This window comes from Longimicrobiaceae bacterium (assembly GCA_035936415.1).
Lineage (GTDB): Bacteria > Gemmatimonadota > Gemmatimonadetes > Longimicrobiales > Longimicrobiaceae > JAFAYN01.
The window spans coordinates 1-17669 of the sequence record DASYWD010000593.1 but is presented as its reverse complement, the minus strand read 5'-3'; the positions used below and the strand labels follow the sequence as shown (position 1 = coordinate 17669).

Here is a 17669-nt window from a genome sequence, read left to right as displayed (position 1 = left end):
CCCCGTGGTGCGCGCCCGCAACGCGGAGCAGACCGCCTTCCAGTGGGCGGAGGCGAGCGGGCTGGCCGGCGTCCCCCTGCGGCTGGAGGCGGACGCCGCCTACGCGCCCCCGCCGCCCCCCGCGGCCGACGCGCGCCCGCTCGGCCCCTCGCCGGAGGGCTTCCACCCCTCCCGCACGCGCTTCCTCGACGGCGAGGGGCGGACCGTCGTGGAGATGTGGCTGGTGCCGGGGCTGGGGCACGCCTGGTCCGGCGGCTCCACGCAGGGGAGCTACACCGAGCCGCGGGGGCCCGACGCCAGCCGGGAGATGGTCCGCTTCTTCCTGGAGCACCCCCGGGAGGCCCGGTGAGCGCGCCCCTCTTCCCCACCTTCCCGGACCCGGTCCGCTTCTGGAGCCGCCTCCACCCGGAGCGGCTCGCCCTGGTGGACCGCGCCTCCGGGGCGCGCCTCACCTACGCCGAGCTGGACCGGAGGATCGCGCGCTGGACCGCCGTCCTCCGCGACATCGGGATCGGCCGGGGGGACGTCGTCGCCGTCCTGGCCGGGAACCGCGAGGAGGTGGTGGAGGCGTTCTTCGCGTGCGTGCGGATCGGCGCGGCACTCCTCCCCCTCAACTGGCGCCTTTCCGCCGCGGAGCTGACCGCGGTGCTGGACGACGCCCGCCCGGTGCTCCTCCTCCGGGAGGATCGCTTCCGGCGGCTCGCGGACGACGCCCTCGCGGCGGCGGCCGAGGTCCCGGCGGTGGGGTGGGTAGAGCTGGAGGATGTGGCCCGTGTGCCGGTCGCCCCGCGCACCGAGGGGCCGGACGCGCCGGTGTCGCCCGACGACCCGGCGCTGGTCCTCTACACCTCCGGGAGCACGGGGAAGCCCAAGGGGGCGCTCCTCCCGCACCGGCAGATCCTGTGGAACGCGGTGGCGACCACGACCGCGTGGGAGCTGGGGCCCGCCGACGTGGCGCCGGTCTCCACCCCGCTCTTCCACACCGGGGGGTGGAACGTGTTCGCCACCCCGCTCTGGCACCGCGGCGGCACCGTGGTCCTCCTGGACGGCTTCGAGCCGGACGCCTTCCTCGCCGCCGTGGAGGAGGAGGGGGTCACCCTGGCGCTCACGGTCCCCACGCAGCTCGTCCTGCTGATGGAGAGCCCGCGCTGGGGGCGCCCCCTCCCCTCGCTCCGCCACTTCGTCTCCGGGGGCGCGCCCTGCCCGGCGGCGCTGGCGGTGCGGGTGCGCTCGGCCGGGTACCGCTTCCGCGAGGGCTACGGCCTGACCGAGTGCGGCCCCAACTGCTTCGCCATCTCTGACGAGGAGGCGCTCCGGAAGCCGGGGAGCGTGGGCCGCCCGGTGCCGTTCCTGGAGATGCGGCTGGAAACGGCGGACGGGCGGGAGGCGGAGCCCGGCGAGCCGGGGGAGCTGCTCCTGCGCGGGCCGCAGGTGTTCGCGGGGTACCTGCGCGACCCGGAGCGCACCGTGGAGGCCTTCACCCCGGACGGGTGGCTCCGCACCGGCGACCTGGCCCGCCGCGACGCCGAGGGCGCCTACACCATCTGCGGGCGGCGCAAGGAGATGTACATCTCCGGCGGGGAGAACGTCTTCCCGGGCGAGGTGGAGGCCGCGCTGGCCGAGTGCCCGGGGGTGGCGGAGGTGGTGGTGGTCGGCGTCGCCGACCCCAAGTGGGGGGAGGTGGGACGCGCCTTCGTGGTGCCCCGCGCGGGCGCGGCGCTCTCGGAGGCGGAGGTGGTGGCCCACGCGCGCGCCCGGCTGGCCGGGTACAAGGTGCCCAAGGCGGTGATCGTCGTCCCGGAGATCCCCCGTCTCGGCTCCGGGAAGCCGGACCGGCGCGCCCTGGCGGAGCTCGTGGAGGTGACCGCGTGACCGGAGCGGAGACCATGCAGCAGGCGAAGGGGTCCACCCTGCGCTCCACCCTGGACTTCCTCGGCGCCGAGGTGGGCGCCGACGCGGTGGAGCGCGTCCTGGCGAGCCTCCCGGCCGAGGACCGGCGCGTCGTGGAGACCGCCGCGGCCACCGACGAGGTGCCGCTGGAGGTGCTCCTCGGCCTCCTGCGCGCCGCGGACCGCGCCGTGGCCGCCGAGCACCCCACCTGGATCGAGCGTAGCGGCGCCTTCGCCATCCAGTCGTTCGGGGTGAAGCTGTACGGGGGGATCCTCCGCAAGGCGAGCCCCACCGAGTTCCTGACGCAGCGCGTCTCCCTCTTCCAGCTCTACTACCGCCCCGGGAACATGGAGGTGGTGGAGGCGGAGCCGGGGCGGGCGGTGCTCCGCCTGGTGGGCTTCGACCCCACCGACACGCTCTTCTGCCGGCGACAGACCGGGGGGCTGCTGCGCTCCGTGGAGGTGGCGGGGGGGCGCGACGCCTCCGTGCGCCACGTGCGCTGCTCCGCCGAGGGGGACGCGTTCTGCGAGTGGGAGCTGCGCTGGAGCTGAAAGCGAGTGGCGGCCGGACGGATGGGGTGCTCGTTGGCATTCGGACGCTGCATCACGCATTGGAGTTCGCAGGAGGACATGACCGAGCCCGTGCATCCACCTGCAGAGGTCGGGCGCCCTCCGGACCGAGCCGTTCTTTGAAATCCGTCCGCTCTATACCTGTCCCTCCGTGTGGTTGCGAATCGTACCTCGCATGTGGCTCCGGCACCACCAGGTGCGCGAATCCACGTGACTACCCGGATGCCCGCCCTTCCATTTTGTCTCGGCCGCCCGCCGGCGCTGTGCCGCAGCGGGCACCTGCACCCGCTCCGCCGGTCCGGCGATGTTCGTGCAGGCTGTCGTTGCGTCCGCGTCCATCCGGCGGTATACTGCTCGGGCGGTGGCGCGTGTTACGCGCCACTGAGTTCGTGTGGCACGCCCGGGGGCGTGATATGCCCCTTTCCGGCGCCTACTAAGTAGTTGGGCGGCACCGCTATACTAGTTGAGCCGGTGTGCAGGGTACGTATGCCGAACATGCCCCTCTGTTACCGTTATAGAGATGAAGCTTAGCGAAGCCCGGATCCGCGACTTCAAGCGATTCAGTGATCTCACGATCACCGGCATCCCAGCGGAAGCACGACTCGTGGTGCTGGTCGGCCCTAACGGAGCTGGCAAGACATCTCTGTTCGAGGCTTTCAACTACTGGATGATCCGGGTCCGCCAGGACTACCATTTTGATCCACTGTATCACGCGAAAGTGGGCGCTCAGCCTACAAGGGATTGGTCGGAAATGCTCCAGCGGATCCAGCTGAGCTTCCATGATTTCCCCACTGATCCTCGGGCGGACGCGGCACAAGCCCGCAAGACCTTCTATTTTCGGTCCGCATATCGCCACGAGCCCGATTTCACGCTAAGTCAGCTAAATCGAGCCGACGATGTTCTCATGGACAGTCGTCGTCCAAACACGCTGATCTCGGGCGAGGCCCGAGTTTCGGACAATTACCAGAGGATTGTGTCAGCTAGCATTGAGGCGCTGTTTGATCCAGCAGAGAAAACCACTACTGCGGGCGAAATCACTCAACGGCTGATCGGGCGTGTGCGAGACGCGATGGTGAGGGTGTTCGAGACCCTGCAACTGGAGGGTCCAGGCCGGCCGATGCAGGATGGGACGTTCTTCTTCACGAAGGGCGTGAGCCGAGGCTATCACTACAAGAACTTGTCTGGAGGCGAGAAGGCTGCGTTCGACCTGCTTCTCGACTTCATCATAAAGTCAGAGTCCTTCGATAACTCCATCTTTTGCATCGACGAGCCAGAACTCCATATGCATACGAAGTTGCAGGGGCGATTGCTCGATGAGCTTCTCGATCAGCTTCCGCCAAACTGCCAACTCTGGCTGTCTACTCATTCGATCGGAATGACCCGTCGAGCAATGGACCTGCACAGGTCGAATCCGAGCGACGTTGTCTTTCTGGACTTTGGCGGTCATGATTTCGACGCGTCGGTCACCATGCGGCCTGCCGTGATCGACCGCGCCTTCTGGAAGAGCATGTTCGCGGTCGCTCTGGATGACCTTTCCGACCTGATAGCTCCACAGGAAATCGTGTTTTGCGAAGGGCGCCGGGAGATTGGCTCACCCAGGCGCACACCGACTTTTGATGCGGCAGTCTACCGGACCATTTTCGGTGCCCGCCATCCCGATACAGAGTTCGTCCCTCTCGGGGGAACCACGGAAATCGACAAGGATGCCCTCCTGCTCAGTGCTGTGCTATCGCAAATGCTCCCATCTATTACGACGTGGAAGCTGTTCGACCGCGACGATCGCAGCGCGGTTGAAGTGGGCGAGCTCGCGAAGTCGGGCACCAAAGTTCTCGGACGCCGGGACTTAGAGAGCTACCTGTGGGATGACGAAATCGTATCGGCCCTCGCAGCGAGAGCGGGAATGCCATCAGAGGCACCGGCAATAATTGCCGAGAAGAACCGTCTTCTCGCGACGCTTACTGCCGCAGGGAAGCCGGCGGACGACGTGAAGGCAATCAGCGGTCCACTATACAACGAGGTGAAGAGGCGATTGCAGCTGACTGCATGCGGCAACAACGCGGTGGAATTCGCGCGTGCTACTCTAGCACCGCTCGTTCAGCCTGGGACCAGAGTCTACTCTGAACTAGAAGCCGTTGTCTTCTGAATTCGCCACCTAACCCCGGGTTCCAGGGGATGCAGGGTCCGGCATGCCTGCCTCCGGCAATGGTCTTCCCTGCACCGCTGAACCCGAGAGTCGCTAGGCGCAGAACCCTTCAGAGGATTCCCATGGCCGCCAATCACTTGGAGCAATTAGTCGCCGAATGGTACGAGTACCAGGGGTACTTCCTGCGGCGGAACGTAAAGGTGGGCCGTCGTGCCAAAGGGGGCTACGAGGGTGAACTCGACATCGTCGCTTTTCATCCCGACAAGCGGCATCTCCTGCATATCGAGACGTCGCTTGATGCTCAGGCGTGGCACAAGCGCGAGACTCGGTTCGCCAAGAAGTTCGAGCTGGGCCGCCACTTCATACCGTCCCTCTTCTCCGGCCTAAGCATCCCTGCGGAGATCGAACCCGTTGCCGTACTGCTCTTCGCAGCAAAGGTCGGCGGTCGCACGAGTCTGGGTGGCGGTCGCTTGGTCCTTGTTGGGGAGCTCCTGCAGGAGATCTTCTCCGAGCTCGCGCCCGTGAGTATTCTGTCGAATATGGTCGATGAACAGAAGCCGTTGCTCCGAACACTTCACTTCGTGGCAGCGCACAAAAGGCAAATCGCGCCCGTCCTCCGCGCCTAAGCGCCCGGGCAAGAGGGACCGGCTGCAGTCGTGTATCCCTGCAGGCGACATGCAGCCGGCGATGCTTCCACGCCTGGTGACTAGGCCGCCAGGCACCGCCTCCTGAAGTTGCGGCTCGGCCGCACACACCTGAGCTTTGGGGCGCCAGGTAGCTGATCTCCCGAACCCCGAGCCGCATGATCGATCCCGGCCTGATTGGCCGCGTTGTGCTCGTCACCGGCGCAAACTCCGGAATTGGTGCCGCCACGGCGCGCGCATTCGCGGCCCAGGGCGCCACCCTCGTGCTGCATTACCTGGATCGGCAGCCGCCCCTCGCCGATGCTTCCATCCGTATCGAGCACGAGGTGCCAGGCGCTCCCGCAGCGGAGGCGCTCGCCCGGGAGATCGTCGCCTCCGGTGGACGCGCGGTGCCCGTCGCCGCGGATCTCTCGGACCCGGCTGCGGCTGTTCACCTCTTCGATGCAGCCGAGGCGCAGGCCGGCCCCGTGGAGGTGCTGGTCAACAACGCGGCCCACTGTGAGAGTCCAGACACCATCCTTCAAATCACGGCCGGAACCCTCGACCGCCACTTCGCGGTGAACACCCGCGCCCCGGTGCTGCTCACCCACGAGTACGCCCGTCGGCACCAGCGGCGTGGAGGGACACGAGGGCGAATCATCCACCTCAGCACGGATGCGGCGCGCGCATTCGCGACCCAGATCGCCTACGGAGCCAGCAAGGCCGCTCTGGAAGCGTTCACCCGCAGCACCGCCGTGGAACTGGGTCCGCTGGGGATCACGGTCAATGCCGTGGCACCCGGGCCGGTGCAGACCGGCTGGATCACTCCCGAGCTGGAGGAGCAGGTTTTGCCGTGGATCCCCCTGCGGCGCGTGGGTACACCCGAGGACGTCGCCGACGCAATCGTCTTCCTTGCTTCGGATCAGGCGCGCTGGATCACGGGGCAGGTGCTGCAGGTTGCGGGCGGGCATGCGTTGTAGCTTTTCCCCTGCTGTTCCCGGAGCGCTCATGACTCTCGGCCCCGTCCTCCTGCTGCTCCTGCTCGGCGCTCTCTCCGCGTGCCAGCCGAACCCTCCGCACGACTCGGTGTCGGTCGGGAGGGAGTACGCACGCGAGCGCGCCCAGATGGTTCAGGAGCAGCTCCGTGCCCGCGGAATCCGCGACCGGGCCGTGCTCGCGGCAATGAGGCGAGTTCCGCGGCACCGGTTCGTTCCCCCGGCGGACGAGCACCTTGCCTATGCCGACCATCCGCTGCCGATCGGGTTCGACCAGACCATCTCCCAGCCCTACATCGTCGCGTACATGACCGAGGCGGCCAGGATCTCCGCCGGCGACAGGGTGCTGGAGATCGGCACCGGCTCAGGGTATCAGGCAGCGGTCCTGGCGGAGATCGCGCGCGAGGTCTACAGCATCGAGATCGTTCCCGAGCTGGCGACGCGCGCCCGCACGGTGCTCCGGGAGCTGGGCTACACCAACGTGCACGTCCGCACCGGGGACGGCTACGCGGGCTGGAGGGAGCATGCGCCCTTCGACGCCATCCTGGTCACCGCCGCACCGGACCATGTCCCGCCGGCGCTCGTCGAGCAGCTGGCGGTGAACGGGAGGATGGTCATTCCGGTGGGTACGGGAGAGCAGGAGATGCGGGTGCTCACGAAGACGACCGCGGGAGTGACGGAGGAGAGGACGCTGCCGGTGCGCTTCGTGCCGCTCGTCCGCCCGGACTCGGCGAGCCCCTAGCGCAGCAATCCGCACGTACTGCCGGACGACCGCGCCTGACGGGAGCGCTGCCAGAGACAGTCGGCCGGGCGTTATTCTCTCCGTAGTCGAGCGGCTCACCGCCCCACCGACCGCAGCGTGATCCCGTCCTCCCCCAGCACCAGCCGGGTCCGGATCGTCCGCGTCTGCTCCGGGTCGCCGGTGGTGTTCACGTGCCGGGTGAACTCCACCGTGTTCGCGTCGATCCACGCCGCGTCGGAGGCGCCCCAGGTGCTGCCGCCGTCCACCCCCCACTCCAGGCGCGGGAACCCCTGCGCCATGCTCCACACCTGGATCCCGTTGGGGTCGTAGCCCGCCTCCAGGTCCACGGACGTCGCCGCGAAGCGGCTCCGGTCCGGCGCGACGACGGGCGGGCCGAGGACCTGCACCTGGTTCGTGGTCTCGCCATCCACCAGGAGCCATCCCCCGCCCTCGTAGAAGCTCAGCTGCACGAGGTGGTGCCCGATCTCCGGGATCCACCCGGCGTAGCGGTGCAGGACGGTGCGGGCGCCCTCGGTGCGGTCGTCCTCCAGGGGCAGGTTCGCGCGGCCGGTCCCCTGGAAGAGCAGGCGGTCCCCCTCGCGGCGGACCCGCCCCGCGGTTGCGGCGAGCAGGCGCTGCTCGGTCCGGGCGACGCACGCCTCCGTGTCGGGCCGGTTCCAGCAGGGCCGGTACGGGTCGGGGACGGGCGCTGGCGAGGCCGCGGGCGGGGGCGCGGGCGCGGGCGAGACCGGCGCCGACGCGGGGGCACCGGGCGTGCATCCGGCGGCGAGGACGAGCAGGAGCGCGGTCGCGGTGGGACGGAGCATCGGTGAGGGCGGAACGGGTGGAGAGCGCGGACGGTCTCGATCATCGTCCGGCGGCGCGCCGCCCGCAAGGCCACGGAGCAGGCGGACACGTTCGACGGGGAGCAGATGAAGGAAAGGAGACCGGGGGCCGGACGCCCCGACGCGCCGGACGCACCGCGCCGCTGGGCGGAGCACACCGTCACGCCGGAGGAGGCCGGGCGCACGGTGGAGGAGGTCCTCACCGGGAGCATGCAGGTGTCCCGGCGGATGATCCAGCGGCTGACGCGCAGCAAGGGGCTCCAGCTCAACCGCCGCCCCGCGTTCCTGGCGCGGAAGGTGAAAGCCGGCGACGTGGTGGCGGCGCGCCTGGCGCCGGAGGAGGAGGCGGGGCTCGCGCCGGTGCCGATGGAGCTGGCCGTGGTGCACGAGGACGCCGACGTGCTGGTGCTGGACAAGCCGCCCTTCCTGCTGGTGCACCCCACCTCGCCGGAGCAGGACCGCACGCTGGCCCACGGCGTGGCGCACCACTTCGCCGCGCAGGAGCTGCGGGCGAAGGTGCGCCCGGTGCACCGGATCGACCGGGACACCTCGGGGCTGGTGCTCTTCGCCAAGAGCGCGCAAGCACAGGCCCAGCTGGACCGGCAGCTCCGCGAACGCGAGCTGGGGCGCGCGTACCTGGCGTTCGTGCGGGGGAGCGTCGCCGAGGACGAGGGCGTGGTGGAGGCGCCGATCGGGCGCGACCGCAAGCGCCCCAACCTGCGCGCCGTGCGCCCGGACGGGGAGCCGGCGCTCACCCGCTTCCGCGTGGTGGAGCGCTTCCCCGGGGCGACGCTGCTGGAGCTGGAGCTGGAGACCGGGCGCACGCACCAGATCCGCGTCCACATGGCCCACCTGGGCCACCCCGTCCTCGGCGACCGGCAGTACGGCGGCGCCGGCCGGGACGCCCCGAAGCGGCAGGCGCTGCATGCGCACCGCATCTGCTTCACGCACCCCCGCACGGGCGAGCGGGTGGAGCTCCGGGCGCCGCTCCCGCCGGACCTGGAAGAGCTGCGGGAGCGGCTGCAAGAGGCGGCCGGCGAGCCGCGGGAATGAAGACCGGGCGCCCCCGCGATTCAGGGGCGCCCGGTCTCGTTCCTACAGCCGCGGGTCCACCGGCTCGCTCTCCAGCGCCAGCACCCCGAACACGCACTCGTGCGTGCGCCGCAGCGGCTCCCCGCGGACGAACCGCTCCAGCCCCTCTACCCCCAGCGCGAACTCCCGCAGCGCCAGCGAGCGCTTGTGCGAGAGCCCCCGCTGCCGGAGCCGCTGCAGGTTCTCCGGCTCGGTGTACTCCGGGCCGTAGATGATGCGCAGGTACTCCCGCCCCCGGCACTTCACCGCCGGCTGCACCATCCCCCTCCGCCCTTTCGCGACGAAGTCGAGCGGCTTGACCACCATCCCCTCGCCGCCGCGCTCGGTGTGCTCCTCCCACCAGCGGACCGCCTCCTCCTGCTCGTCCGGGTCGGTGACGTCCACCACGCGGTAGGGTGTGGCGAGCATCACCTCCGGGTCCGCCGCGCAGACACGGGCGAGGACCTCCATGTGCCAGGCGTGGTCCCGCCCGGTGTGCACCGCCCCCTCCGAGGCCAGCAGGTGGAAGGGCGCCAGCTTCAGGTCCGTCACCGAGCCCACCTCCCAGCAGTAGCGCCGGTACGACTCCACGTAGCGCCCCGCCAGCCCCGCGCGGCCGCGGAAGCGCTCCAGCAGCTCCGCCGCCTGGCCCCGGCCGCCCGCCTGCTCCAGCACCGCCACCGCCTCCGAGAGCGCCCCGCGCGAGGCCGCCCCCACGGCGGCGTACTGGCCGCGCAGCAGCTCCTGCGCCTTGGCCGACCAGGGGAGCAGCTCCGCGTCCAGGCACACCCAGTCTGTCCCCAGCTCTTCCCAGATCCCGGCGGCGGCCACCGCCGCCTGCACCCGCGCCAGGAGCTCCGCCTCCAGCGCCGTCTCCGCGAAGAAGCGGCGCCCCGTGCGGGTGTAGACGATCCCGACCCCCTCGTCCACCACCCCGAAGCGCCGGCGCGCGGCGTCCTCGTCGCGGCAGACGACCACCACCGCGCGCGAGCCCATGTGCTTCTCCTCGCAGACCACCCGCGGCACCCCCTCGTGCCGGTAGTAGCCGAAGGCCTCCGCCGGGTGCTCCAGCAGCCCCGGCGCCTTCGTGGTCTCGGAGGGCGACATGGTGGGCGGCAGGTAGACCAGCCACTTGGGGTTGGCGGCGAAGCGGCTCATCACCTCCAGCGCCGCCGCCGCGTTCTCCTCCCGCACGGTCACGTTCCCTCGCAGCCGGGTGGCGACGATGCGCTTCCCGGTCACGTCCTCGATGTCCAGCACGTCGTCCAGCCGGTGCTGCTCCGAGAGGAGCGGCGCCACCAGCTCCTCCGGGAGGAAGGACCGCACCGGCTCCGCGTAGATCCGCGCGGCCGGCACGGAGACCAGCTCCCGCTCCGGGTAGCGCAGCGCCGTGAGCCGCCCCCCGAAGACGCACCCGGTGTCGATGCAGATCGTGTTGTTCAGCCAGGCGGGCTCCGGCACCGGAGTGTGGCCGTAGACCACCATGGCCTGGCCCCGGTACTCCGCCGCCCAGTTGTAGCGCACCGGGAGGCCGAACTCGTCCGTCTCCCCCGTGGTCTCGCCGTAGAGCGCGAACTCCCGCACCCGTCCCGAGCCGCGCCCCTGGTACTCCGCCTTCATCCCGGCGTGGGCCACCACCAGCTTTCCGTCGTCCAGGACGTAGTGGCTCACCAGGGCGTCCAGGAAGGCGGCGGCCCGCTCCCGGAACTCCGGCGTCTCGCGCCCCAGCTGCTCCAACGACTCGGCCAGGCCGTGCTTCACCTGCACGTTCCGCCCACCCAGCGCCTTGACCAGCTTGACGTCGTGGTTGCCGGGGACGCAGAGCGCCGTCCCGGCCTCCACCATCCCCATCACCAGGCGCAGCACGCCCGGGGTGTCCGGGCCCCGGTCCACCAGGTCGCCCACGAACACCGCCCTGCGCCCCTCCGGCGGCCGGACGGAGTACGCGGGCTCCCCCGCCGCGTCCGTCTCCCGCGCGACGGCGTAGCCCAGCTCCCGCAGGAGCGCCACCAGCTCCTCCAGGCAGCCGTGCACGTCGCCGATCAGGTCGAAGGGCCCGTGCTCGTGCTTGCGATTGTTCCAGAGCGGCTCGCGCTGCAGGGTGACTGCGGCCACATCCTCCGGCGAGCTCAGCACGTGCACGTGCCGGAACCCCTCGCGCCGCAGCCCGCGCAGGGAGCGCCGCAGCTGGTCGGCCTGCCGGCGGATCACGTGCGGGCCGAAGTCCCGGTCCGGGCGCGCCTGGTTCCGCTCCCGGCAGAGCTTCTCCGGGAGGTCGAAGACGATGGCCACCGGGATGACGTGGTACTCCCTGGCGAGCGCCACCAGCGGCTTGCGCGCCTCCGGCTGCACGTTGGTGGCGTCCACCACCGTGAGGTTGCCGCGGGCCAGCCGCTTGGCGGCGACGTAGCGCAGCACGTCGAAGGCGTCGCCGGTCGCGCCCTGGTCGTTCTCGTTGTCCGAGACCAGGGCGCGGCAGTAGTCGGACGAGAGCACCTCGGTAGGGAGGAAGTGGGTCCGCCCGAAGGTGGACTTCCCCGCCCCGGAGGGCCCCACCAGCACCACCAGCGACAGCTCCGGAATGGTGAGCTTCACGAGACCAGTTCCCTTTCTCGACGGGGTGCGGGCGTCCGCCCCCGGACGTAGACCTCGGCCCCCGGCACGGAGCCGATCGGCTTGCGCAGTTTCCTGTACCCACCATCCAGCACCAGCACGATCCCGTCGCCCGGGAAGGCCACCTCGCTCCCGAGGCGGTCGACCAGCTCTGCCGCCGGGTTCCCGGCCTGGTGCTTCATCCAGCTCAGGTCCAGCACGACCGCGAGGACGTGGAGCGGGTAGTCGGGGAGGAGCTTCACCTGCTTGCGCACCAGGTAGGCACGCTCCACGTCGCGGTGGCGGCGCAGCGCCTCGACCAGCGCCTGGAGCGCCTCCTCACCCAACCCGTGCGGCAGGAAGACGTCCTTCGGGCGGAGCGCCGCGACGCTGCGCTCCTCCTGGGCGCCCGCCACCAGGTCCTGGTGCTCCTGGAGCCGGCGCCAGTAGCGCTCCGCCTCCTCGGTCCGGCCCGCGCGCAGCAGGAAGGCGTGCGCGGAGCCGCACGCCGGCTGGACCAGGCCCGGGTCGGTGGCCATGGCGGCCTCCAGATGGTCCAGCCCATCGGGGTCGCCCCGCTCCAGGAGCAGCTGCCCGAGCATGTAGCGGGCGGGGCCGTCCTCGGGGGCCGCACGGGCGATCTCCTGGAAGAGGGGGACCGCCTCATCGCCCCCGCGCAGGTTGGCGACGGCCCAGGCGCGCTCCCTCGCCTCCTCGGGTGAAAGGGGACCCGCCGCGGCCTGCCGCTCCAGCTCCGCGAGGCGCTCCAGGCCCTGCCGGCTCTGCTCGTGCTCCCGCGACCAGAACTGCCGCACCGCGGCGCTCCACGAGTGGTCCAGCTGCGCGAGCACCGCCGCCCGCCGCCCGCCCAGGAGCTCCTCCGCGGCGCTGGGCCCCCCGTCTCCCGACGTGAGCAGCGCGGGGGTGGGGCGGACCCCGAGCGCGGCCAGACGCTCCGCGAGCACCGGGTGCGTGTCCCCGCTCCGGGTCTGCGCGGCCAGGGCCTCGGCCAGCAGGACCTCCGCCTCCTTCGCCGGCATCGGTTCTCCGAGTGTGCGCGCCAGGGTGGAGAAGGCGTCGGCCGGCGGCTCCGGCTCCATGCGCGCACGCCCCCAGACGCCGGGCCAGAAGGAGCCACCCAGGTACGCGCCCCGAACCTCCACCCGCATCAGGGCGGCGGCCATCGTTTCGCGCCCCACCATCGCCGCGGCCCGCTCGTCGGCCTCGAACTCCTGCCTGCGCGCGAGCACGAACGAGTACGCAGCGAAACGCGGCGCGTACCAGCGGAAGAAGCGCTCGAAGATGAACGTCCCCGGGTGCTGCTCCTGCTCCAGCTGCTCCAGGATGCGGACCCAGGTGCTCCGGATCCGGTAGATCCACGCCCCCGTGCGGCCGTGCGCGCGGGAGAGGTGGCCGAACTCGTGCGCCAGCACCGCCCGGAACTCCGCCGGCGAGAGGGCGTGCAGGAGCGGCACCCCGAGCGCCAGGTAGTTGCGGTGCCACCCGAACATCCCCAGCCGCGGCACCTGGGAGACCGAGGCGTTGAAGTCGTCGGTCAGGAGAAGGCGGTGCGCGGGCGGGGCGTCTACCGCCCTGCGGACCGCATCCACCTCCGCGAAGAGCCGCGGGGCATCCGCGCGGGCGAGCGGCGTCCCGGCCGGGGGATCGATGCGGACCCACATCGCCTTCAGCACCACGGCCCCCAGCATCAGCACCGGGATGGCGACCTTGAACAGCAGGACCCAGCCCCCGTGCTCGGCGACCCACCACCCCAGGCCGACCACCAGGGCCAGCAGCAGGGCGAGCACGCCGAACACGTAGGCGTAGCCCAGGAACCCGAAGAGCAGCGCGCGCAGGCGGTACTCCCCCGGCCGCTCGCGCGCCACCCTCTCCAGGCGGGCGACGTAGCTGTCGAATTGCTGACTGCTCTGCATGGGATCTCCTCGCTCGAAGGTGGGGAGCACCGCCGGCCGCGCCCGGACGGGCGCGGGGCTCGTCGCTCGGATGAAGGTTCCGTTACTCCCAGTCGAACACCGCCATCTGCGTCGGCGACCCCAGCGCGGGGTCCTCCGGTCCCACCGGGAGGAAGCGCACGGCGTAGCCGAACCGCTCCGCCACCTCCCCCGCCCACCGCTGGAACTCCGCCCGGGTCCACTCGAAGCGGTGGTCCCGGTGCCGGAACGCCCCCGCCGGGAGGCTCTCCCACGTGGCGTTGTACTCCTGGTTCGGGGTGGTCATCACCACCGTCCCGGGCCGCGCGAACTCGAAGAGAACCCGCTCGAAGGCCCGCAGCCGCGGCGGGTCCAGGTGCTCGATCACCTCCACCACCGCCGCCGCGTCGTACCCGGCGATCCGCGGGTCCCGGTACATGAGCGAGCCGTGGATCAGCCGGATCCTCTCCCGCTGCTTCGGCGGCATCTCCTCCAGCCGGAGCCGGTCCCGGGCGACCTCCAGCGAGCGGATGGAGACGTCCATCCCCAGGATCTCCTCGAACTGCCGGTCCTGGAGCAGCATGCGGAGCAGCCGCCCCTCCCCGCAGCCCAGGTCCACCACCCGCTTCGCCCCGCTCGCCCGCAGCGCGGCCGCCACGGCGCCGAGACGCTGCTCGTTGAGGCCGATTCGCTCCTCCACCACCTGCTCCTCGGCGTCGCGGGCCTCCGCCGCGGCGTCCGGGTCCGCCTCCTCCTCCGCGACCAGCTGCGCCAGCGCCGCGCGCGTCAGGCTGGGGCGGTGCTTGAGGTAGCGCCGGGTGATGAGGTCGCGCTCCGGGTGGGCGGACAGCCATCCCTCGCCCTGCCGGAGCAGCTTCTCCACCTCGTCCTCCCCCACCCAGTAGTGCTTGGCGTCGTCCAGCACGGGGACGAGCACGTACAGGTGCCGGAGCAGCTCCGCCAGGCGGACGGTCGCCGTCAGGGTGAGCGTGAAGTAGCGGCTCTCGCCCCATTCCGGGAACGCGGGGTCCAGGGGGTGCCGCTCCGCCTCCAGCGCGTAGCCGAGCGGCTCGAAGAGGCGCCGCAGCAGCGGCTCCCCGCCCCGGCAGGGAAGGACCGCGATCCGGGCGGTCAGCGGGATCGGCGTCTCCGCCAGCTCCGGGCGGTCCCTGCACTTCCCGGCGAGCGCGGTCCCCAGCACCTGCGCGATGGCGACGCTCAGGAACGAGGAGGCGACGTACGGCCGGTCGTTGACGTACTGGTCGAGCGCGCCCCCCTCGCCCCGGGAGCCGCGCACCAGCCCCACGGGGTCCACGTCCAGGAGGAGCGCGGCCGTGCACCGCTCCGGCGCGGCTTCCGGGTAGACCACGTGCGCGCTCCCGAAGGAGAGCGGGAAGCTCTGCGCCCGCGCGGGGTTCTTGTAGAGCAGGTAGCCGAGGTCGGTCGCCGGCTCGTGCGTGGTGGTGATGGTGAGCAGCATGGGCGGATCGGGTGTGATGGTGCTGCCGCGTCTGGGGGTGCGGGCCGCCCGCGAGAGACGGCGCGCACCCCGGAACTGTCACTCGTCGTCGTCCCAGGGACGGCGGTCGGCCTTCCGCTCCAGCTTCCGGGCGCGATGGAAGTCGCGCCGGGCCTGCCGCTGGGTGGTGGTGGATTCGTGTACGCTCTCAATCAGGCGGCTCCGCACCTCGACCTCCGATCCGCAGAGGTCGGTGAAGCGGATCCACCGCGGAACCCAGAAGCGCCTCAACTGGTGGACGATCCTTCGCGCGGTCTCCTGTGAGACGTAGAACAGCTCCGCCTCGCTGGTGATCTCGAAGTAGTCGTCCTCCGGCGCGCGCTCCTCGGGTTCCCCATGGTATTCCTTCAGTCGGTTGATCATTTCTCGCTCAGGGTTGCACAGCCGCCCTGGGGCGGCAGGGATTGGCGCCGAACGCGGAACGCCCCACCCGGCCGACGGCGCAGGTGGGGCGTTCTCCGCTCCCGAGGGTGCGGCGGCCGGCGCTACGGCGCCGTTCCGCTCCCTCCCCCTGCGCTGTGTGCCGGTACCGGCGTGAGATTCCCGCGCGGCGCGGCTCGGTCCATTTCGGGCCCGTGGTCCGGCTGCACGAGCAGCCGGCTGAGCCGTGCGGGGCAGGCCGCCTGCGCGTGCGCGCTCTCCACCCACGCACGCACCCCGGCACTGGCGCGGGCACGGAGCCCCGCCGGGCGGGTGGCGGACCTGCCGGGCCCCAGGGGGCGCGGACCGGCCGCGAAGGCGAAGTGGATGGTCCCGAACACGTGCTGCTCCTTTCCAGACCCGACCCCGGGGGAACCCCCGAAACGCAAAATCGCGCCGCCGATGCCTTCCCGCGGGCGACTACACGCCTGCGGTCCCGAAGGACGCCCCACGCGGTGGTGGGGCGGCTCCGGTGCTTGCATCGGGACGCGACTCCCTGAGGGGAGCGACGATAAAGCGGCTTCCGCGTCCTGTCAAGAGTGTCCGGCCCGCTCGACCGCGTCCGGTCTGCCTTCGTGCGGTCCCCGCCAGCGCCAGAGCCCCTCCGCAACCGCGAGCCCCACGACCGCGGAGAGCACCACGTCGCTCACGAAGTGCGCCCCCGCCGCCACGCGCGAGTAGCTGGAGCCCGCCGCCAGCGCGTACCAGACCCACCGCGCGCGGGGGAACAGGTGCGCCAGCATCCCCGCCGCTCCCCAGGCCACCAGCGCGTGACTGCTGGGGAGGGCGAGCCCCCCGGTGGAGAAGGGGCGCTCCGTCCAGGCGCGGAACACGTACTCGCCGGCATGGGCGCGCGGGCGCTCCCGCCGGAACACGAGCTTGAGCACCTCCGCCGCCGCCCCGCCCAGCGTGGCCGACCCCAGCAGGAGCAGTCCGCGCGCCCACGCTCCCCGCCCTGCGCGCTCCGGCCGGTCGTGCAGCACCAGCGCGAGCGCGGCGGTGGCCCACAGCGGGAGGAAGCCCATCACCCGCAGCATCCGGCCCAGGTCGGTGTCGCTCAGTTCCGCCGCGGCCAGGTGAACGTACGCCCAGCGGTCCACGAGGTGCGCCAGGACGAGCGCCACGGCGGAGGCCAGGAGGAAGCGGAGCAGCGGAGCGCGTCCGTGCCGGGGGGGAGCTGCGTGCATGGGTCGGGGGTGCCGGTGCTCGTCGGGGGGGCGGGGGCGCCGACAAGCTACGCGACCCGCCCCGCGGTCGGAAGGGCGGGGCGGGTCGCGGGGAGGAGCAGGGACGCGGCTAGTAGAGGCGCAGCGACCCGATCACGAAGTTCAGCTCGAGCCCGCTGAAGTCCACGTCGTCGTACTCCCGGAAGAGGCGGTAGCGGGCGCTCGCACGGAAGTACGGGGTGACGCGGAGCCCCACCTCGGCCGCGCCGGCCGGCCCGCCGCGGCGGGCGCGCACCACCCTCGCGCTGTCCAGCCGCACGCGGTAGTCGTAGTAGGCGACCCCGGCCTCGCCCCGGACGAAGGGGACGATTCCCCGCGGGTCCCCGGGGAACTGGTACTCCCCGACGGCCGTGAGCGGGATCACCAGGAAGCGGTCGCTCCCGGAGCGCGCGCCGGAGATCTCCAGGTTGGGGAACACGGCGAAGGTCCCGGGCCGGGCCGGGTTCGCCAGGGCGAGCCCCACCAGGGGGAGGACCTCGCCGAAGGCGTCGCGTACGTCCTCGTCCGCGGGGAAGTACGCCCCCACCCGGATACCGAGGCGCAGACCGTCCGCCGGCTGAGCCGCGGCGGAGGGCGCGAACGACAGGAACGCGGCGAGCGCCGCGAGCGACCAGAGTGCGCGCTTCATCACCCCCTCCTCTCCCGTGGTTCTCCCGGCGCGCCGGTTGCGCCGGAAAGGCATGCGGCGACGAGCCCCAGCGGGAACCGTGCCAGCGGGAGCGCCCGCGCGCCGGATCACCGCGGGGCGAAGCGCACGGTGCGGTATGCGGCGAGCTGGAGCGCCGCGGTGCGGGCGTCGCGGGCTTCACCGGACAGGTGCACCTGCCGCGGGCGCGTCCACTGCGCCCCGGTGAAGTGCCGCTCGCCGATGCGGTCGTGCCACAGGTCCGCCGACGCCCCGCCGATGGACTCCGGGAAGCGGCGCATCTCGCCCGGCGGGCCCCGCTGCGCACGATCGCCGCGCGCCTCCACCGTCATCGTCCCCCGCTCCTCCGGGGCGTACGCGCCGGTCCCCCAGGTGAGCGTCCCCCCGTCGCCGCGCCAGCTCGCGGCGTCCGTGTCCGCGGAGGCGGGGTTCCCCGCGGGGCGCCACCCGCGCGGCA

Annotated in this window: 16 protein-coding genes; 8 read left to right on the top strand and 8 right to left on the bottom strand. The window is 71.7% G+C overall.

The genetic code is table 11. The annotated features are described in order from the left end of the window. The 7 genes from VGR37_23830 to VGR37_23800 all read left to right on the top strand — a co-directional run. Positions 1-349, top strand: a 349-nt coding sequence (locus VGR37_23830) for a hypothetical protein (protein HEV2150451.1), incomplete at its 5' end; no start/stop codon positions are given. Beyond that, positions 346-1872, top strand: coding sequence for an AMP-binding protein (locus VGR37_23825; GenBank protein ID HEV2150450.1), 1527 nt, complete (start codon positions 346-348; stop codon positions 1870-1872). The genes VGR37_23830 and VGR37_23825, both read left to right, overlap by 4 nt. Next, positions 1869-2441, top strand: a complete 573-nt coding sequence (locus tag VGR37_23820; GenBank protein ID HEV2150449.1) for a hypothetical protein — start codon at positions 1869-1871, stop codon at positions 2439-2441. The genes VGR37_23825 and VGR37_23820 overlap by 4 nt, the downstream gene beginning before the upstream one ends. 538 nt (positions 2442-2979) lie before the next feature. Beyond that, positions 2980-4602 carry an AAA family ATPase gene (locus VGR37_23815; protein HEV2150448.1) on the top strand — a complete coding sequence of 541 codons (1623 nt, stop codon included), beginning with the start codon at positions 2980-2982 and terminating at the stop codon, positions 4600-4602. Between the two features lie 122 nt (positions 4603-4724). Continuing rightward, positions 4725-5228 (top strand): hypothetical protein, encoded by a 504-nt coding sequence (locus tag VGR37_23810; protein HEV2150447.1) that lies wholly within the window; start codon positions 4725-4727, stop codon positions 5226-5228. A gap of 176 nt (positions 5229-5404) precedes the next feature. Continuing rightward, positions 5405-6205: an SDR family oxidoreductase gene (locus tag VGR37_23805; protein ID HEV2150446.1), complete on the top strand. Its 801-nt coding sequence runs from the start codon at positions 5405-5407 to the stop codon at positions 6203-6205. A gap of 28 nt (positions 6206-6233) precedes the next feature. Continuing rightward, positions 6234-6962, top strand: a complete 729-nt coding sequence (locus VGR37_23800; GenBank protein HEV2150445.1) for a protein-L-isoaspartate(D-aspartate) O-methyltransferase — start codon at positions 6234-6236, stop codon at positions 6960-6962. Between the two features lie 95 nt (positions 6963-7057). Here the strand turns inward: VGR37_23800 and VGR37_23795 are convergent, their stop codons facing one another. Then, positions 7058-7789, bottom strand: a complete 732-nt coding sequence (locus tag VGR37_23795; protein ID HEV2150444.1) for a hypothetical protein — start codon at positions 7787-7789, stop codon at positions 7058-7060. A gap of 105 nt (positions 7790-7894) precedes the next feature. On the opposite strand from VGR37_23795, the gene VGR37_23790 reads away from it, so the two are divergent. Then, a complete protein-coding gene (locus VGR37_23790) occupies positions 7895-8860 on the top strand; it encodes an RluA family pseudouridine synthase (GenBank protein ID HEV2150443.1) in 966 nt (321 codons plus the stop codon). 42 nt (positions 8861-8902) lie between these two features. Here VGR37_23790 and VGR37_23785 read toward each other — a convergent pair whose 3' ends face one another. From VGR37_23785 to VGR37_23755, 7 genes are all read right to left on the bottom strand, one after another. After that, on the bottom strand, positions 8903-11473 hold the full coding sequence (locus tag VGR37_23785; protein HEV2150442.1) for a polynucleotide kinase-phosphatase: 2571 nt from the start codon (positions 11471-11473) through the stop codon (positions 8903-8905). Further along, complete coding sequence (locus tag VGR37_23780; protein ID HEV2150441.1) at positions 11470-13404, bottom strand: M48 family metalloprotease; 1935 nt, start codon at positions 13402-13404, stop codon at positions 11470-11472. The genes VGR37_23785 and VGR37_23780 overlap by 4 nt, the downstream gene beginning before the upstream one ends. 82 nt (positions 13405-13486) lie before the next feature. Further along, on the bottom strand, positions 13487-14881 hold the full coding sequence (locus VGR37_23775) for a 3' terminal RNA ribose 2'-O-methyltransferase Hen1 (GenBank protein HEV2150440.1): 1395 nt from the start codon (positions 14879-14881) through the stop codon (positions 13487-13489). 78 nt (positions 14882-14959) lie between these two features. Then, the gene (locus VGR37_23770) at positions 14960-15283 is read right to left on the bottom strand and encodes a hypothetical protein (protein HEV2150439.1); all 324 of its coding nucleotides are present in this window, start codon (positions 15281-15283) and stop codon (positions 14960-14962) included. Between the two features lie 590 nt (positions 15284-15873). Next, complete coding sequence (locus VGR37_23765) at positions 15874-16527, bottom strand: phosphatase PAP2 family protein (GenBank protein HEV2150438.1); 654 nt, start codon at positions 16525-16527, stop codon at positions 15874-15876. 109 nt (positions 16528-16636) lie between these two features. After that, positions 16637-17194: a hypothetical protein gene (locus VGR37_23760; protein HEV2150437.1), complete on the bottom strand. Its 558-nt coding sequence runs from the start codon at positions 17192-17194 to the stop codon at positions 16637-16639. Positions 17195-17301: 107 nt separating this feature from the next. Beyond that, positions 17302-17669: hypothetical protein (locus tag VGR37_23755; protein ID HEV2150436.1), on the bottom strand; the 368-nt coding region annotated here is incomplete at its 5' end.